Source organism: Hymenobacter telluris, from assembly GCF_017313265.1.
Lineage (GTDB): Bacteria > Bacteroidota > Bacteroidia > Cytophagales > Hymenobacteraceae > Hymenobacter > Hymenobacter telluris.
Genome location: NZ_JAFLQZ010000034.1, coordinates 1 through 16,037 on the forward strand (window position 1 = coordinate 1; position 16,037 = coordinate 16,037).

The 16,037-nt window shown below is 55.3% G+C and carries 8 protein-coding genes and 1 pseudogene; 7 read left to right on the forward strand and 2 right to left on the reverse strand.

Annotated elements, in window-relative coordinates; translation table 11 throughout:
* Positions 1–1,272: 1,272 nt before the first annotated feature.
* Both J0X19_RS24385 and J0X19_RS25310 read right to left on the reverse strand, forming a co-directional pair.
* Positions 1,273–2,568, reverse strand: a complete 1,296-nt coding sequence (locus J0X19_RS24385) for a VWA domain-containing protein (protein ID WP_242583399.1) — start codon at positions 2,566–2,568, stop codon at positions 1,273–1,275.
* Between the two features lie 255 nt (positions 2,569–2,823).
* Positions 2,824–3,129 (reverse strand): annotated as a pseudogene (locus J0X19_RS25310) (carboxypeptidase-like regulatory domain-containing protein); the annotation flags it as partial.
* Between the two features lie 830 nt (positions 3,130–3,959).
* Between J0X19_RS25310 and J0X19_RS24390 the strand changes: the two are divergent.
* The 7 genes from J0X19_RS24390 to J0X19_RS24420 all read left to right on the forward strand — a co-directional run bounded on the left by J0X19_RS24390 (position 3,960) and on the right by J0X19_RS24420 (position 15,661).
* The gene (locus tag J0X19_RS24390; RefSeq protein WP_206987031.1) at positions 3,960–4,865 is read left to right on the forward strand and encodes a M12 family metallopeptidase; all 906 of its coding nucleotides are present in this window, start codon (positions 3,960–3,962) and stop codon (positions 4,863–4,865) included.
* A gap of 1,577 nt (positions 4,866–6,442) precedes the next feature.
* Positions 6,443–7,729: a hypothetical protein gene (locus J0X19_RS24395; protein ID WP_206987032.1), complete on the forward strand. Its 1,287-nt coding sequence runs from the start codon at positions 6,443–6,445 to the stop codon at positions 7,727–7,729.
* On the forward strand, positions 7,729–8,082 hold the full coding sequence (locus J0X19_RS24400; protein ID WP_206987033.1) for a hypothetical protein: 354 nt from the start codon (positions 7,729–7,731) through the stop codon (positions 8,080–8,082). Before J0X19_RS24395 ends, J0X19_RS24400 begins: the two co-directional genes overlap by 1 nt.
* Entirely contained in the window at positions 8,072–8,563 is a 492-nt protein-coding gene (locus J0X19_RS24405) for a PulJ/GspJ family protein (RefSeq protein ID WP_206987034.1), read from the forward strand. The genes J0X19_RS24400 and J0X19_RS24405 overlap by 11 nt, the downstream gene beginning before the upstream one ends.
* The gene (locus J0X19_RS24410; RefSeq protein WP_206987035.1) at positions 8,560–9,702 is read left to right on the forward strand and encodes a type II secretion system F family protein; all 1,143 of its coding nucleotides are present in this window, start codon (positions 8,560–8,562) and stop codon (positions 9,700–9,702) included. The genes J0X19_RS24405 and J0X19_RS24410 overlap by 4 nt, the downstream gene beginning before the upstream one ends.
* 153 nt (positions 9,703–9,855) lie before the next feature.
* Positions 9,856–10,449 carry a hypothetical protein gene (locus J0X19_RS24415; RefSeq protein WP_206987036.1) on the forward strand — a complete coding sequence of 198 codons (594 nt, stop codon included), beginning with the start codon at positions 9,856–9,858 and terminating at the stop codon, positions 10,447–10,449.
* Positions 10,450–10,468: 19 nt separating this feature from the next.
* Positions 10,469–15,661, forward strand: coding sequence for a hypothetical protein (locus J0X19_RS24420; RefSeq protein ID WP_206987037.1), 5,193 nt, complete (start codon positions 10,469–10,471; stop codon positions 15,659–15,661).
* The last annotated feature ends 376 nt before the right edge of the window (positions 15,662–16,037 follow it).

The following is a 16,037-nucleotide window of genomic DNA, read 5'->3' on the forward strand; positions in this document are numbered from 1 at the left end:
CTATCTCGCCCCCAATCACTTCGAAACCAACTTTCAAACTGCGTCCCAACTCTGTGCGGCTTAGCTAGACCACCTCAAAATCAGCCTACAATCACATCCTGGTAAAGTGCAGCCCGAAAACGGGCTGAAACACCCGAAACCAGGCAAAACCCCGGCTTGCGCCCAGGTGCGCGCCCCGGCGCAGGCACGGGCGTGTAATTTAGATAGCGTTAATCAAACTTCGCCTCTCATCTTCTTCCCCTTGCCTGCCTCTGTAGCCGGAGCCGTTACGACCACAACCTCCTAGTCGCGCAGTCCTCCTCTCCTGAGACGACACCAGGTGAGGTATTCTCCCCTGATGTCCCGCAGCCACAGCGCGCGGCCGAGCCACAGCCCTAGCCTAACCCGTCTCCCCCACGAGGGAGACCCGCCTCCTGCAACCGAGACCAGAACGGCGGGCCTGCGCGCCGAGAGAAGACAGGTGGCAGGCGGAATGAGGTGAGGAACTGCCCCGCCTCGCGTAGCGGCCGCTAGGGTTAGCTCCAGCACCACCTGGTCTTCTGGGCTGCGTACCGCTTCCTGCCGCCGTGCTGCTCGGCGCCTCGCCTGGGTCTGCAGCTATTACCGCACCTTTTCAGCCCGCCTGAAGTGGCCGCCTACTCTGTAGACGACGCTTCGCGCCGCGTCGAACGGATTGCCTGGTGGTTGCCTGGACTTCGCGTGGTCGCCCTCCCTTTCTCGCCCGGGTTTTTGGGGGGGAGCGACGCCTCGTATTTGGGGGGCCTATTGAGTATAGCGTTAACCAAAACCGCAAATTGCGATTTGACCCCCAAAGCGCTGTCAGATTAAAGCCTTTTTAATGCCCTTTCTGTAAAAACGGTTGGAAACAGAGCGCCGCGCCCAGGCGGGTGCGCCCGCGCGTTTTTTATAGCGTTAACCAACTTTGGGCTTAGCTAGTGTCGGGGCATCTTGCCCCTGCACTGCCTCCTAACCGGAGGAGCCCCGCGGCAACCGCTAGTTCCAGATAAGGAGTGATGGAACGGTCCCTCGGGAAGCAGATCACCTCTCTCTTACTTACCACCGGTTCGCTCATCGTTCCCCAGTCGTTGCTATGGGAACCCATTGCCTAAACGGGCTTCTTCGCTGGCCTAGCTTGTTTCTACTTACCCCAGCTAGGCGGGCGAGGAGCGGACATATCATGGCCAGCAAGGCGAGGCGGTAGTAGTCTAGTTTGGCCTGGTCCTATCGGGTCTTCCCCAGGACTCAGCGCGTCCTGGGCAGCCCCCTCCAGGGCTATCGACTGACCAGGAAGCGGGCTTGCTCCCAGCGGGTGCCCGCAAAGAAGCGCAGGAAATAGACCCCGGTGGGAAAGCTCCCCAACTCAATGGTGGCTTTATAATGCGCGGGCACTGCCCGGAGCAGGATCTTACCGGTCACATCGGTGATGAATAGTTCGGGTATGTCGGCCTCCAGCTGTACATGCAGCACCTCCGAGACGGGGTTGGGATAACACGTCCAGGTATAGCGTTTCTCTCGCTTGGTCGAGTGGGTCGTACCCATAGTCGTGTCGGCTACCTGCTGGTAGTGCCCCGACAGCGTCTCCGCTTGGTGGGGCCGGGTAGCTGGAGGGGCCTGGCAGTCCACCGTGTAGGCGTACTTGGCCATGAGCTTCACCAGCAGCGTATTCAGCCGCTCGACGGTGAACTGGTCGGTGGTCGGCTTCAGGTGCGCCTCGCCCACGCCACTGTCATCGGTGAGAAACACGTAGGTGCCGTTGGTGGCCAAAGCCATGGACCGCATCAGATACTCCGTGCTCTTGTCGATGCCACTGGCCGTAACGGGAATGATCCGGATGCCCTGCGCCGCTGCTTGCCGGATCGAGCGCTGCAGCGAGGCCAACACCGGTGGGTTTTCGTGCGGGGGCGCATCCAGGAGCAGAAACAAGAGCCGCGCCTTGGCGTGTGGACTCCAGGACAGCTCGTTCAGCGCCACAGTCAGGGCCTGATCGACGGCTTCCGGGAAATCACCCCCGCCCCCGGCCTGCTGGTGCCGGATAAAGTCCAGCGTGGCGGGCAGATCGGCACTAAAATTCGTTTTGCGGGTCACGTACTCGTCGCCGGCATCCCGGTAGAACACACTGGCCAGGCGCAGGGTGGAAGAGGCCAACGAATCCTTCGCCTGGGTGATGACATCGCCGAGTTCGGCTTGCAGGTACTGAATCTCATCGCCCATCGAGCTGGTGGCGTCCACCACGAAGGCAATATCCACGATCGAGGGTGCTTGGCACGGCTGCCGGACCCGGAGTACGTTGACACCCTGGGCAAAGACGGTGGGGCGGCGTAGCGAATAGGTTTTTCCCTCTACCACGGCCTGCAGCGAGGCCACGTTCGACGGCTGCCTGTCGGTAAACAGACCATTCCATAGTTCGCACTTACCTGTGTTGTCGCTCTGGGCCTGCCAGAGCACCGAATCCCGGCGGTCTAGCAAGCGCACGGTGGCGCCAACCACCGGAAAGCCCGCCTCACTCACGAGCTGCACGGCGTAGCGTTCCAGCGGGCTCAGGTGCCAGCGCTGGCGCCAGTGATTCAAATCCTGTTGGGCAATATCCGGCCACAGGGTCCATTTGCTGAAATCGTTGATCTCGCCAGCCGTGAGAACCCCCGCGCCGACCCGCGTTCCGGTAGGGGGGACGCTGGTTTTCGCTTTGGGGGCGGGGCGGGAGGCAGGCGGGGTGCTACGGGCGCCTCGGATCAGGACCCCGGACGGGCTGCCCGACACGGCCGCAGCCGAGCCGCTGATGCTGCTCTTGTGAGCCGCACCCGCATAGCCCACAACCACCACCTCAGACAGGACCGTCTCATCCTCGGGGAGCAGCACCACCACGGAGTCTTTCGGGTGAGTGATGGCCACCTCTTTTGTGACGTACCCAATGAACGAAACGAGCAGTCGGGGAGTGGGGCGGGTGGTCACGAGGGTGAACCGGCCGCGGGCGTCAGTGGCGGTGCCGTTCGCGGTTCCCTTCTCCACAATCCGTACGCCCGGTAGAACCGTGCGGGCAGCTTGGGCCCGTACCACGCCGCGGACGGTAACAGACTGGGCGCCGACGAACCAGGGACACAAGAGGAGGGTGATCAACAGGAGGGTTTTCATTAGGGCATCAAAGTAGGTTCAGCAGACGATACGCCCCCTTCCTGGAGGGTATCCCTACTGGAGTAGATGCCGCTACCCGCTGCATTCCATACGGCCAGCGGAAAATTAGAAGGCTGTGCCCTTGAGCGGGCCCATCGGGGTGGTCTTTATCCCCCTCTAGCCTTGTCGAGCGAAAGCTGCTAAGTGTGGATGTAGAGCGTTTTGGTCTCATAGAGAAGTTATTTCTGCAACAGTCCACGATTCTGCTAGCCACGCTTGCTGGCTTAGAGAGTCCTGGACAAGAACGCAGGGCACTCTCATCTAGGACGATCCAGGCGAGGTTAAGCATCATGATCCTCACCGCGTTCAATCAACAGCCGCACGTAACGCTCACGCCCTATTGCGTGCTTACAGGCCAAGACGACTTATCGCCTCAAGGAGGCGGAGTAGCTCGATTATAACTTTGCCATGTCCATAAAATTTTCAAACTACAGCTCCGCGCCACACCTGCTCCGACGGCCGAGAGGGAATTATGACGAGTCAACTCCTAGTGTGAGTGGGAATTCGCCTGTATAGCCTTGGTTGGTATACGCCACCCATACCTTCTGCCCCGTGACCTATTGCACTAGTTTGCAGAGCGCCGCCACTTGCCCGCAGTCGGGCGCGTTAGCTGGCTTCACCACCGCGGCCAGCAGATAGCCCAGCGTGTCGACGGCCACGTACTCTTTACTGCCCTTGCGCTGCTTTGAAATGGAGACAATAAGTCTGCAACAGGTGCAGTGAGTTGGAGATCAAAAGACCTTATATATTAGATTTATATTGTATTTATAGCCCCTCACTCTCAATTACGTATGAACAACACATGCAATTTTGTACTTCATCTTCTCACCCTTGGTCTATGTACTCTCTGCTTATCCTGCGAAAACAAGCGGACGAATCAAAATGGGGCCGCTACCTCCGATAAATTAGTGGCAAATGGCAAGCCTGAAGAGGAAATAGAGGCCTACTATGAAGGGGTTGGGAGGCCTACCGGGAGCGGGAAAGTTACGGTGGAGATAGGGGGGCAAGTGCAGCAGAACATCTATTACGAGACGTATGACAGTCTCGATATCGTGGATGGCGACATGATCATCTTCGACCGAACGCTTGGAACGGATAGCGTCAAAGCAGGGCCGGCCTTTACTGGCAACATCCGGCTGGGCAAGGACTGGCCAAAGGCTACGCTCTATTACACGATTGCCCCAGCTTTACCTGCCAACCTTCGCCAGAACATTACCGAGGCAATCAAGCACTGGCGAACGGTCACACCTATCAAGTTTGTAGAACGTACAACAGAGCCGGACTACGTCAAATTTGTGGAAGGCGGTTCTCCTACCATAGGTGCCTCCAGCGTAGGGTGCGTCGGTGGCATGCAACATCTGAAGTTAGGTAATAAAACGTCAAAGCGCGTTGCCATTCACGAAATCGGCCATGCACTGGGACTCTTCCATGAGCATATTCGCCCCGATCGAAACAAGTATATTGACGTGATATGGGCCAATATCAGCAACAAAAATCAGCAACACTTCAAGAATCTCAAAGGCACCATTCATGGGCCATATGATTTCAAGTCGCGTATGCACTACGCGGCCAACGCTCGGGCCATTGACTTGAAAAAGCCGACAATGGTCCCGAAAGATGGCGCTAGCGTCATTGACAACGATGGCAACCTGAGCCCCGGCGACATAGCAGCTATCAAAACGCTATATAAGTTGTAACCTTTAGCTTAGCCCGCTGCTACGACCGTGCCTGTCGTCTAGCTAAGTCAGACAGGATTGGGATGGGTTTGTTAAGAGTTATAAACACTCGCCCAGATAATGGAATAATAGTTATTTAGATAAGTAAAGGCTAAGAAATGGGTGTCGAGCTTGTCAAATCGGGAACTACGCGGCAGAACTACTTAAGTCGGCGAAAGAGCCACTCTAAGGAACAGCACTATGGGCGTAACGGGTGGCATCATAAGAGGCGCAGTTGGCGACACTTGCACGAAGGCGGGATGACGGCAAACATGCCGCTGGCGGCGATAGGCACTACGAGCGGGTCGGAATTGTAGTCTTGGTTAGCCAGCATGTAGTCAGGCTATAGCCCGTCAAGTACTGGCAGTGCCAATGAGGCGCCGGCACGGCATTATCCCATGCGTCGAATTGCCAAGTATTGGGTGTGAGGATGGCCGATTACTACCGGTGGCAACAAAAAGCAGCCATCTGTCCCCGCCTGCCGACTTGAAAAGGGAACTGTGCCACTTAAGCCCCCATACTGACTTAACTACCCCGATTACCTCAATTTTATTTCTTACTCCATCAGAAAGGCAATGATGTTCGTCGCCTGCGATTAGCCTCACTTTAACAAGTTTATCGGTTCCTTTTCATCGATCCATCCAACTAGGTTGAGTTATGCGCTCAGTACTTTTTAAATGCAAATTTTTAAGTTATTTAAAACAGAAGATGGCTGCATAATTTATTCAATTATCTCTTGGTATGGATGATTAGAAATTCAGTCTTTAGTAGTTAATGATATTAGATCAAAGGTATTGCGCTCTAGTTTATCTATGGTTTGTGAGATTATTTAAACTAATAGTTGTATTTATAAAATGCAAGTATCAAAGTGGGTATTTATTGAAAATTATATTCGTATGTTCGTCTTTATATTATATATCTATGCGCTCGTTTGGTATTCTTTTCATCGGTATACTCAGTACTCAGCTTTGCGTGGCTCAATCCCTGAAAAAACTGGAGGTGAAAGCTATCAATCGCACGAGGGTAACCTTGGTAGAGGGGGACAGTGTGCAGGTCGTTGCGCTGGCAGCAAAGAATAGAGGACGAATCCATAAACAGCAGACGTATTACTGGTATGCCGGTAATCGGGTGCAGCATGCGCGGGGGGACCACAATGGCCGCCTGCTACATGGTCCGTATCGGGTAACTGACCGGACGCAACGGCTGCTGGTGGCAGGGGCCTTTCAGTACGGCGTAAAAACCGGGCAATGGCGGACCTGGCATTCCAATGGCCAATTGGCCTCGGCGAGCCGCTGGCATAACGGGCAACTGCGCAAGCGCTCGTATCAATACGATCCACAGGGACGGATTCTGGTTCCGCCTACCCCTCAACAGCCGGAAAGCAAACCCGATCCAACCAAGGCAAAGCGGAAGAGGCACTTGTTCAACCCTACGCACGCTCGTAAAGCCGATAGCCTCCGGGTTATGGCACCAGCAAGCGGGCCATCACCTGCGAATACTGCCGTTCCTCGTACCCGGAAAACAAGCAGAAAGGCCCAGCCTCTCCCGCCGTCAACGCCATGAGGGAGACATCAGGGGACGGCGGTTACTCGTCACAGCGCGTGACGGCCGGCGCCTTGTCGCTGGTGCTCGTTATCGGTATCCTGGTGAGTACGATTCTGCTGGGGCTGGTGCTTTTCTATGCCGGTACCCGCACATTGTTACAGCAACACCGGATCCAGCTACAGGTCCAGCAGAACACCCGTTCCGGGATCGCGTACCTGCTGGCTACACCCACCCTGCCTTACTTTCAGCGCGTTGACTTAGACCTGTTCGGCTCGGGCGATGATTCCGTGGTAGTGGAAAAAAGACCTTGGGGTATTTTCGACCTGGTACGGGCGCGAGCGAGCAAGAACAATTTTCGGGATAGTCTGATCGGGCTGGTAGGCAGCCGGTTCGATCCGTCGGGACAAGTCGCTTTATACATAGCCAACGACGACAAACCGGTATCAATGGTCGGCAGCAGCCAAGTAGTCGGGGATGCATACTTGCCTACGCTGGGTATTCGATCGGCCTATTTAGGCACGCAGGAATTGCCGGCTCCGACTAAGCTGGTGACCGGGCGTACGCTGCCCCGAACTACCGCTGCTGCCCCGGCGGTTCCCCCTCCGCTCACTTGCCTACAGCAGTATGCAGCGTTGGACTTAAGCGCTTGGCTACCGGCCAACAGCCAAACCCTGGAAAAACTACGCTCAGTGGAACGCTCTTTTTACCGCCCTCCGTTGGTTTGGCTCCAAACGCAGCCGGCTACGATCAGGGCCGTTACCTTGAGTGGACAAATCTTGTTGGTGAGCACGCATAAGCTGGTGATTGAGGCTGATGCTCACCTGGACAACGTCGTGGTAATGGCCCCCGTCGTTGTAATCAAAGCCGGCTTCCACGGGCGGCTACAGGTGTTTGCCCGCGATACGGTAGAGATCGGCGCGGATTCCCAGCTGGCCTACCCGAGTGCGGTGTGCGCCTTTAGCACCACGGGTGTGGCAAAGGTTTTCCTCGCCGAGCGCAGCCAGGTGCACGGGGTGGTAATCGCCGCGAATCCCCCCGGATCTGCCGCTACCAGCTTGGTGCGCATGCACCAAAGCAGTCGGGTCGTCGGCCAGCTCCATGTGGAAGGCGTACTGGAAAATTGCGGCCAGGTAACGGGAACGGTGAGGTGCCGGCAACTGCTGTACTCGACCATAGCCTCCTTCTACGAAAACTACCTGGTAGACGCGACCATCGACCGGGAGCAACTGCCCGCGGATTATCTTACTACCCCCCGGTTAAACCCCCAGGCGGGGTTGGGTATTCTGGCCTGGCTACCCTGATGCGAGAGAAAGTCGCTGCTTCTTCCCTGGTGGAAATCACCGTGGCCGCCATCATCCTGGTGCTGGTCTTCACCCTGTCGCTGGCCGTCTGTGCCCGCCTGGTCCACTACGGCCCGAGCCAACGCCAGGTGAAGTACCAGCAAGTAGTGCAGCAAGCGGCTGCGGCCACCATCCGCACTCACAGCTGGCATTCCCGCACGACCCAGGTAGGCACAATTACCCTGGAGCAGGAAGTACACCCTTATCGAGGCAACCGGCACCTTTTGCAACTCCGGGTGCAGGCCATCGAGCGGGATAAGGTAATGGCCAGCTGCCAGCAATTAGTTTATAGTCCATCCCCCTATGCGCCTTAACGCCTTTACGCTTCTGGAAACCATGATGGCCATGGCGCTCAGTGCCGTCGTCATCAGTGCCGCCTACCTGACGTTGCAGGTAATCCAGCGGCAGCAACAAGCTTCGCTCCGCAGCCTTTCGTCCGTCACCCAGGTGAGTACGCTGCAATGGGTGCTGGCCCGGGATTTCAGGCAATCCACGCACGTGCGCTTAACGGGACAACGGCTGCTATGCCAGCAGGGTGAAACAGTGATCGAATACGACTTGCTGGATTCGTGCATTGTGCGCCAGCAGCACCTGGTACAGGATACGTTTCAGGTGCGCGTACTGGACTATGCAGGATATTTCAAAACGGCGCCAGTGAGCAACAAGCTGGGGACAATTGATGAAGTGGTGTTGACGGTTTGCAGCCGGCAGGATACCCTGGTGCTGGAGGCCGCGGCGTGGTATGACACGCAACAGCTACTCGAGATGGGACGTGCTCAGCCAGCTACCTTATGAGCGGATTGCAGCTCACCCCTTCCCGTCGCACTGCGCCCAAGCCACCGGCCGAGTCGTTTGCCAGCCGCTTGGGCAAGTTACTCAACCAGGACTTAGCCTTTGGCTCCAGGCGACTGAAAGACAGTCATAAAGAGGCGCTTTACCTGGAGCTTGGCTTGCTGCTTAGTGCCGGGGTGGATATCAAGGCGGCCCTGGACTTGCAGGTGCAGCAGCAAGGGGCCTCCATGCAGCGGGTATTGGCGGCGGTGCGTGATTCGATAGTCGGAGGCCGCAGTCTGTCGGCCGCGCTGCAGCAAAGCGGTCACTTCACGCCCTATGAGTACCATAGCCTGCAAATCGGGGAAGAAACCGGGCAACTGGTAGCAATTGTGGAAGAGCTGGCGCGCTTTTACACGCGAAAAATCAAGCAACGGCGGCAGGTAACCCAGGCCATGGCGTACCCGATCGTGGTACTCTCTACGGCCGTGGCCGCCGTGCTGTTCATGCTCAACTTCATCGTGCCCATGTTTTCGGACGTGTTCAAGCAGTTCGGCGGTAAACTCCCCCCTCTCACGCAGGCCATCGTGTATTTGTCCGCCTTGGTCCGATCGTACTGGAGTAGCGGAGCAGTCATTTTGCTGCTGATTTTGCTGGCGTTGCGGCTGGCGCGCCGAACGCCGGCGTATCAGCGGCTGGCGAGCGAACTGGTGCTGCGGCTGCCCATCATCGGCCCGATCGTGAAGCGGGTGTACTTGGCGCGACTGTGTAGCTCCCTGGCCTTGCTCAGTGGCGCGCATGTCCCCTTACTCCAGGCCTTAACCCTAGCGCGTCAAATGCTGGGGTTTTGGCCAATCAACCGGGCATTGGAAGAAGTGGAAGCCCGTATTATGCGCGGGGCCACGCTTTACGGCAGCCTGCAACAGTTCCCCATCTTTGATGCGCGGATGATCGCCCTGCTCAAAGTAGGCGAGGAAGTCAACAAATTGGATCATTTCTTTTCCATCCTGGCGCAACAGTACAGTGAAGAGGTGGAGTACCGCACCTCGTTGCTGAGCACCGCCCTGGAGCCACTGATCATCATCTTTCTGGGACTGGTAGTCGGAACAATCCTGGTAGGTATGTATCTGCCTATCTTCCAGATGAGTAGTGCGATCGGTTGATGCTGATTATATGATTTGTAAAATTAAAATATAGTAGGACTTTGTAGATAAAACTAAATTGCATAGAATTGTTGTAATAAATGAATAATATAAATTACCGTGCCCTATTATACACGACGACTTTCGAATCGAAAGGTCTATAAGCTACGTCGATTGTTGGCTTTATCAGGTCTTATCCTGTCTTTAGCAAATTGTAGCCACTCAGTTCCCAAGGATGCCGCATCACTTGGTAAATACCTGGAAAATCCTGCTAACGGATTGCTTATAACGCAAGAGCAAGGGCCCTATGTGCTGACCGCCAAATACCTGCCTAGTGCTTATCTCACCGCACTAGAACAGCCTACAGCTGGCGCGCCGCAAGCTTCCCCTGCTGGGACATCGTCCGTACCGGTTGCCATCTTCAAATTGCGGGTTGCCAGTAAAAACCCAACCTCCTCCGTGCAAGGACTTCTGCGGGAGACGGTCACGTTGCTAACCCCGGACGAGCAGCAGCATGCTCTCTTCTATCAGATGCAGCAGGCGGGGTATTTGCAGGTCGGGAGTCAACGGGTGCGTCCCATCGCGGCGTACGTGGAGATGACTCCTCAGCGGGAGCAATACCTAGACATCGTTTTCACTTTCTCGTTGCATGATGCCCCACTTCCGGCTGCGTCCGAGGTGACGTTCGTGCTCGACAAGGCCTTCTTTCTAGCTTATCCCGTGCGGTTCGCTTTTGCAGCGGAGAATATTCAAGCGGTCGCTTCTTAACTACTTATCTCTTACGTGTATGGGTTATCTATACCCTTCGGCTGCCCGGCGACGGATTGCCGTCTTTTTCCTGGTGCTTATTGGCAACGAACTGGGCTTTCCGCTCGTCAGCTACGCGCTGACCAGTGGCCCAAGTCAGCCGGAGTTTTCTTCTTTCGAGCCGGTGAGCACCAACCAGTTAGTCGACGAATTCTCTGGTGATTTCACCTACAATATCCCCGTCATCAACATTCCCGGGCCGCAAGGCAGCGACTACCCCTTGTCCCTATCTTACCATAGTGGGGCCACCCCCGAGGAGGAAGCCTCGTGGGTAGGCTATGGCTGGACGTTGAACCCCGGGGCGATCAACCGCAATACCCGGGGTTTCCCGGATGATTACAATAGTGCCCCCGTTACGTATCACAATAAAATGCCCGCCAACTGGACCGTCACGGCGGGCGGTGGAATCGGTTTTGAAGCTTTCAGTAAAGATTTCAGTACCAATGTAGCGTTGCGCTACAATAACTACCGGGGGTACGGGTATAATGCCGGCGTCGGCGTAAGCCTGGGCAAAGGGGTCGTGAGCTTAGGCTATTCCGTGTCGGATGGCAATGGCAGCTTTTCGGCGAGTATCAACCCGGCGGCCATCATCATGCAGCCTGCGCAATCACACCAGGAGGCCGATAAGACAGCGACGGCCACACACAAGGAAAAGAAGGAGCATAAGACGGCCGAGCGTTACGCCGCCAACAAGATTAGCCTGCTTGGGGGTAACCACGGGCTGTTCACTTACTCGGAAACCAACCGCTCTGCCCATGCCGCCAACTATCGGGGAGGCGCCTTCAACGTAGGCTCCAGCTTAGAAGGAACTCCTACCTGGTTACCGGTAGGGGGTACGGTCAGCGTTTCCGGCAGCTATTCCTGGCAGGAAAATATCCCCCAGGATCAGCTCAATGCCTTTGGCTATATGTATAGTAGTGAGGCCGATGATGATGGGAATAGTACTAATGCCATTCGGGACTACTTCACCGAGAAGGAAACGGCCTACAACAAACGAGATTATTTCCTGGGGGTGCCGTTCAACAACGCCGACGTGTTTTCAGTGAGCGGAGAAGGGGTAGGAGGGGGGTTCCGCCTCTACCATGATCAGGTAGGAGAATTCGTTCCTAACTCCAAGACCAGCAACATCGGCATTGTCAACGTTTCTCCCGAAATCTCGATCGGGGGCAACGTAGGGCCTGGATGGGACTTTGGGGCCGGGTGGCAGCGGTTATCGGAAGGACCTTGGCAACCCACAGATGACCGAAAGCATTTTTCGGCAGCCGGCCAAGGCAATGACGAAGTGTTTTTCCGTTTCGCCAACGATCTGGGAGGGCAGTCAGGTCCCCTGAGTGACGAGCCTGTTTCTGCTCAGCTCGACCGCAGCAATTTCCCCAATAACCTGGCCAACCTGAATAAATCGGTCTTGGAGACGCAGTTGGGCAGCGCGGCGCCCCATGGCCAGGCTTCGCACATTGCCTACCATACGAAAGCGGATCTCTATAGAGACGATGCCGCGACAGAGCGACGATTCTCGCGCTTCTTCTCGCAACGGCAGGACCTACCGGTTAATTACGCTCAACTCACCCCCGGCGCTATCTGTGAACTCTCGGTGGCGACGGCTACCGGCGGGCACTACATCTACGGCCTGCCGGTCTTGTCCCGCAATGAGGGCAATCTACAGTATGGCATTAAAGGGGAAGCCATCCAAAACAATTATACCGTTTCGACTACGAAGGCTGATAATCAATTCGACGTGAAAGTGGGGGAAGTTCGCCCGACTGCTTACGCCAATAGTTTTCCTCTGACCGAGATCCGCACTCCGGACTACATTGACCGCACCCTCAACGGCCCAACGGCCGATGATTTCGGCGGGTACACCCGGTTCAATTACCGGAAGGTATGCGGTAACACCAGCGCCGACTGGTATAACTGGCGTGTGCCCTACAACGGCTTGCTCTACCAGGTGAACTCGCTATCCGACAAAGCCGACGACATGGGTACGGTCAGCTACGGGCAGAAGGAAGTGGTCTATTTGCAATCCGTACAGACGAAAACTCATACGGCGGTTTTCGTAACGGCTCCTCGCGAGGATAGCAAGGATGCTGGGGAAGAAAAGGAGGGGAGTGATAACCCGCGCGCCCGCTCCGGGGCTCAGAACGAGAACCCAACGGGCAGGAGAGGGCTGGAGAAGCTGGTGCGTATTGATCTATACGTCAACGACAAGGTAAGTCTGGACCCGCTGACCGGGGTTGTCACGCCCCAGCCGGACGCAAGGCCCATTAAATCGGTGCACTTCAGCTACAGTAACGACTTATTTAGCACCACCATCAGCCCTACTAATTTTGGACTGCTAAACGCCACTTTAAATGCTCAGGATGCCAGCAAACGCAACGGCAAACTGACGCTTACGCGAATTTGGTTCGAGTACCAAGGTATCCCCACCAAAGTAAGCCCTTACACGTTCAGCTATGCGTACCCGAGTAATTATGCCGACTACCCAGCGATCTATCAGCCTTCTGGGGCGCAGAGTGTAACCACGTCTACGACGGAAGAGCAGGCTGCTGGCGCCGATGCAAGTTACTACAACCAGTTGTCGGCCGCGGTGCAAAACCCCGGCTATAATCCTTTCAGTTTGGACGGGTGGGGCAATTATCGGAAGCAGGGTCCGGTGCGGGCGGCAAATATGCAAGCCTGGCTGGACCAGCGTGACCGGGAGGATTTGCCAGCGGGCCAGCAGTACGATTGGGACCCGGCGGCCTGGCAGTTGAAGGGTATTACTCTGCCAACGGGCGGGCAGATCCAGGTGCAGTACGAGCAGGATGATTATGCCTACGTGCAAGACAAGCCCGTACACGCAATGGCTAGTCTTCTCAATGAACCGGGTAACGGGGGACTTGAGGGCAACCATTACATTATTGATCTAGCCTCGCTGGGCATAACTACTGAGAAGGAAATGCAGGCTACCCGCCAGGCATTGCAGGAGCGGTACGTCGGTACTAACCGGAAGATCTTTTTCAAATTCCTCTACAACCTCTCCGATGCCGTTACGCCGACCTTACAGCCGCTGACGCGTAATTCCGACTATATTTCGGGCTACGCCAGTGTAAAAGAAGTAGACATAAGGGACAACCAGCTCTATATCGACCTAGTTGATACCAAAGATCGTTACACCTTGCCCCACCAGGTGTGCAAGAACTTTCTGCAGACGCAACGGGCTGGCAAACTGGGCGGCAGCGAGTACGGGGCCGACCCAAGCTCGCCGATCCGCGCCGTGCGGGATCTGCTGGGGTGGTACAAGACGATTGTAGGATTAGATACAAAATGCGTCGCTATCAATCGGGAGCTGTCGTATTTCCGAATCCCACTGGTCAAACCTAAAAAAGGGGGCGGCCTGCGGGTTAAGCGCCTATTGACTTTCGATAAGACAGGCCTAGATGGGCAGTCCGTCCTGTACGGCAGCGAGTATATCTATCGCATGCGTACGGCTGACGACAGGATCATTAGCAGCGGCGTCGCCACGACGGAGCCGTCGGCCATGCGGGAAGAGAATATTCTGGTGGATTATCTGCCCCGACAGGGGCAAAGTCTGGCTTCCAAGATTATCTCGGGCATTGACCGCAAGCAAACCGAAGGGCCGTTGGGCGAGAGCCTGCTGCCAGCACCCTCTGTCGGTTATTCCCGGGTGGTCGTGCGCAACATCCATAGTGGGCGCACCACCACGGGCTTCACGGTGAGTGAGTTTGCGACGGCCAGGGATTATCCTATGCAAGTGAAAAGCGGCGCGCTGCAGAGCGAAACCAAGTTCAAGCTACAGACCGCGTTGGTGGCCACCAACCAAATTAATAATACATACGCCACACAGGGCTACAGCTTTCTTCTCAACAACATGCACGGGCAACCCCTCCGGCGGGCAACCTACCCGGGCAATTACCCGGGCACGCTGGCAACAAAGCTGCCTAGTCCAACCAACGAACAGAAGACGACCTATTACGAGCCGGCCAAACTGGTAGGGGAGCAGACCCTGGTACCCGGGGATTACATCCCGGTAACCAGTGAGCAGGGCCAACGCCTGAATGTGCCCCCAGTCGCTGGTCGCATCTATCCAGGGCGGGAAGTGGATATCACGGCTGCGCAAAAAGCGGTCAAGGACAATCTGCTGGACCTGCAATTCGAAACGGACGTTACGGTAGGACTCTTATTCCTGCCTTCCTTCTACGCTCCTATTTTTCCGGCCTTTACGCGTAGCGAAGCAGAATTGTATACCCATGTAACGTCCAAGGTCATACGCTATCCAGCAGTCGTTAAGCGTATTGAAACCATACAGGATGGAATCAAGCATACAACCGAGAATATTGCTTTCGACCAGTTTTCCGGGCAGGCCGTGCAAACCCGTGCTACCGACGAATTCAAGGGCGGCTATGTACAGGAAAGTGTGCCCGCCGCGTGGGTAAGGCCTGAGTTCGGCCCTAAAGCGGGACGTGAAAACATCGTTCTCAAGCCAGCGGCCGCTAGCTCTAATGTAATGAGCTTGTCTCTTGAGAATGGTAACGAAGTGTGGCTAAATTTTGCGGGTAGTGCCTGCGGGTTTTTAAGTAAGATCACGCAGGGTGACCATTTGGCTATTGCCAGCGCCACGAACAACGGAGACAACGCCTTGTACTTTGCCGATGCCCCGGATTTCTTTGCTAATCGGGTCCGTGTGTATCCGGTTGTGCTGCCGTTGACCAACGTGTTATCAACAACCTTACCCATGGGTATTCAAGCAGCGACCCCGACTAACGTCACCTCGGTCCACATCGTGGCTAGTGGCCGGAAAAACCAACTTGCCGCTACGGCAGGCTCTACTACCTACCATAGTGTTGATTATGCTAACCTAACGGCCAGTGGACCCTTCACGACACCGTCCAAATATAGTACCAGTCCTTTCACGAGTGCAATTAGTAGTTGGCTGGGGAGTAGCACTCAACCAACGGACAAGTTGCCAGCTAATACCACTGTGTACGAGCATATGAACATGACGGCCTATGCTAATAAGTTGCCAACAGGATGTGTCAAAGATGCCTCAGATGTTACAATCACATCCGTAGTGCTGGCCAAGCAAATAATTAACGGAAAAATGAAAGTCTCCCTTGTTTCGTGCAGTATCATTTGTGATGCAGGTGGTCCTCCTGTTCCAATCACCAACAACTAGTTTTACTACTAAACGGACGAACTACACAGCGAGTATAGTCAGGAGCGTGTACCTATTTATTTGGTAAGGCTAGATAATAGCAGCCCTTTTATGACCTGATTGGAGTAATTGGTTTGGTGCTACTGTCTTAATCACTCTATCCACACTCAGAACACTATAAAATTGCACTGTAGTCAGACTTAGTCTATACCTTTCATGATAGTACTTTTTAAAAGTTACGTAAGACAATTCTTCCTTCTAGTGGGGGTATCATTTGTGCTAGGGTTGACTGAGGTAAGAGCTCAAGGTAGCTGCTCTTCTTTCCTAGAGCCGTTTGATGTGCCATTTTCATCCTGTCAGCCACAAGTGGACGCATCAGGTAATCCCATCTTAACAG

Bases quoted from the DNA above. Each gene is read 5' to 3' on its own strand.
- J0X19_RS24390 (WP_206987031.1), top strand. From the start codon at position 3,960: ATGAACAACACATGCAATTTTGTACTTCATCTTCTCACCCTTGGTCTA.
- J0X19_RS24395 (WP_206987032.1), top strand. From the start codon at position 6,443: ATGAGGGAGACATCAGGGGACGGCGGTTACTCGTCACAGCGCGTGACG.
- J0X19_RS24400 (WP_206987033.1), top strand. From the start codon at position 7,729: ATGCGAGAGAAAGTCGCTGCTTCTTCCCTGGTGGAAATCACCGTGGCC.
- J0X19_RS24405 (WP_206987034.1), top strand. From the start codon at position 8,072: ATGCGCCTTAACGCCTTTACGCTTCTGGAAACCATGATGGCCATGGCG.
- J0X19_RS24410 (WP_206987035.1), top strand. From the start codon at position 8,560: ATGAGCGGATTGCAGCTCACCCCTTCCCGTCGCACTGCGCCCAAGCCA.
- J0X19_RS24420 (WP_206987037.1), top strand. From the start codon at position 10,469: ATGGGTTATCTATACCCTTCGGCTGCCCGGCGACGGATTGCCGTCTTT.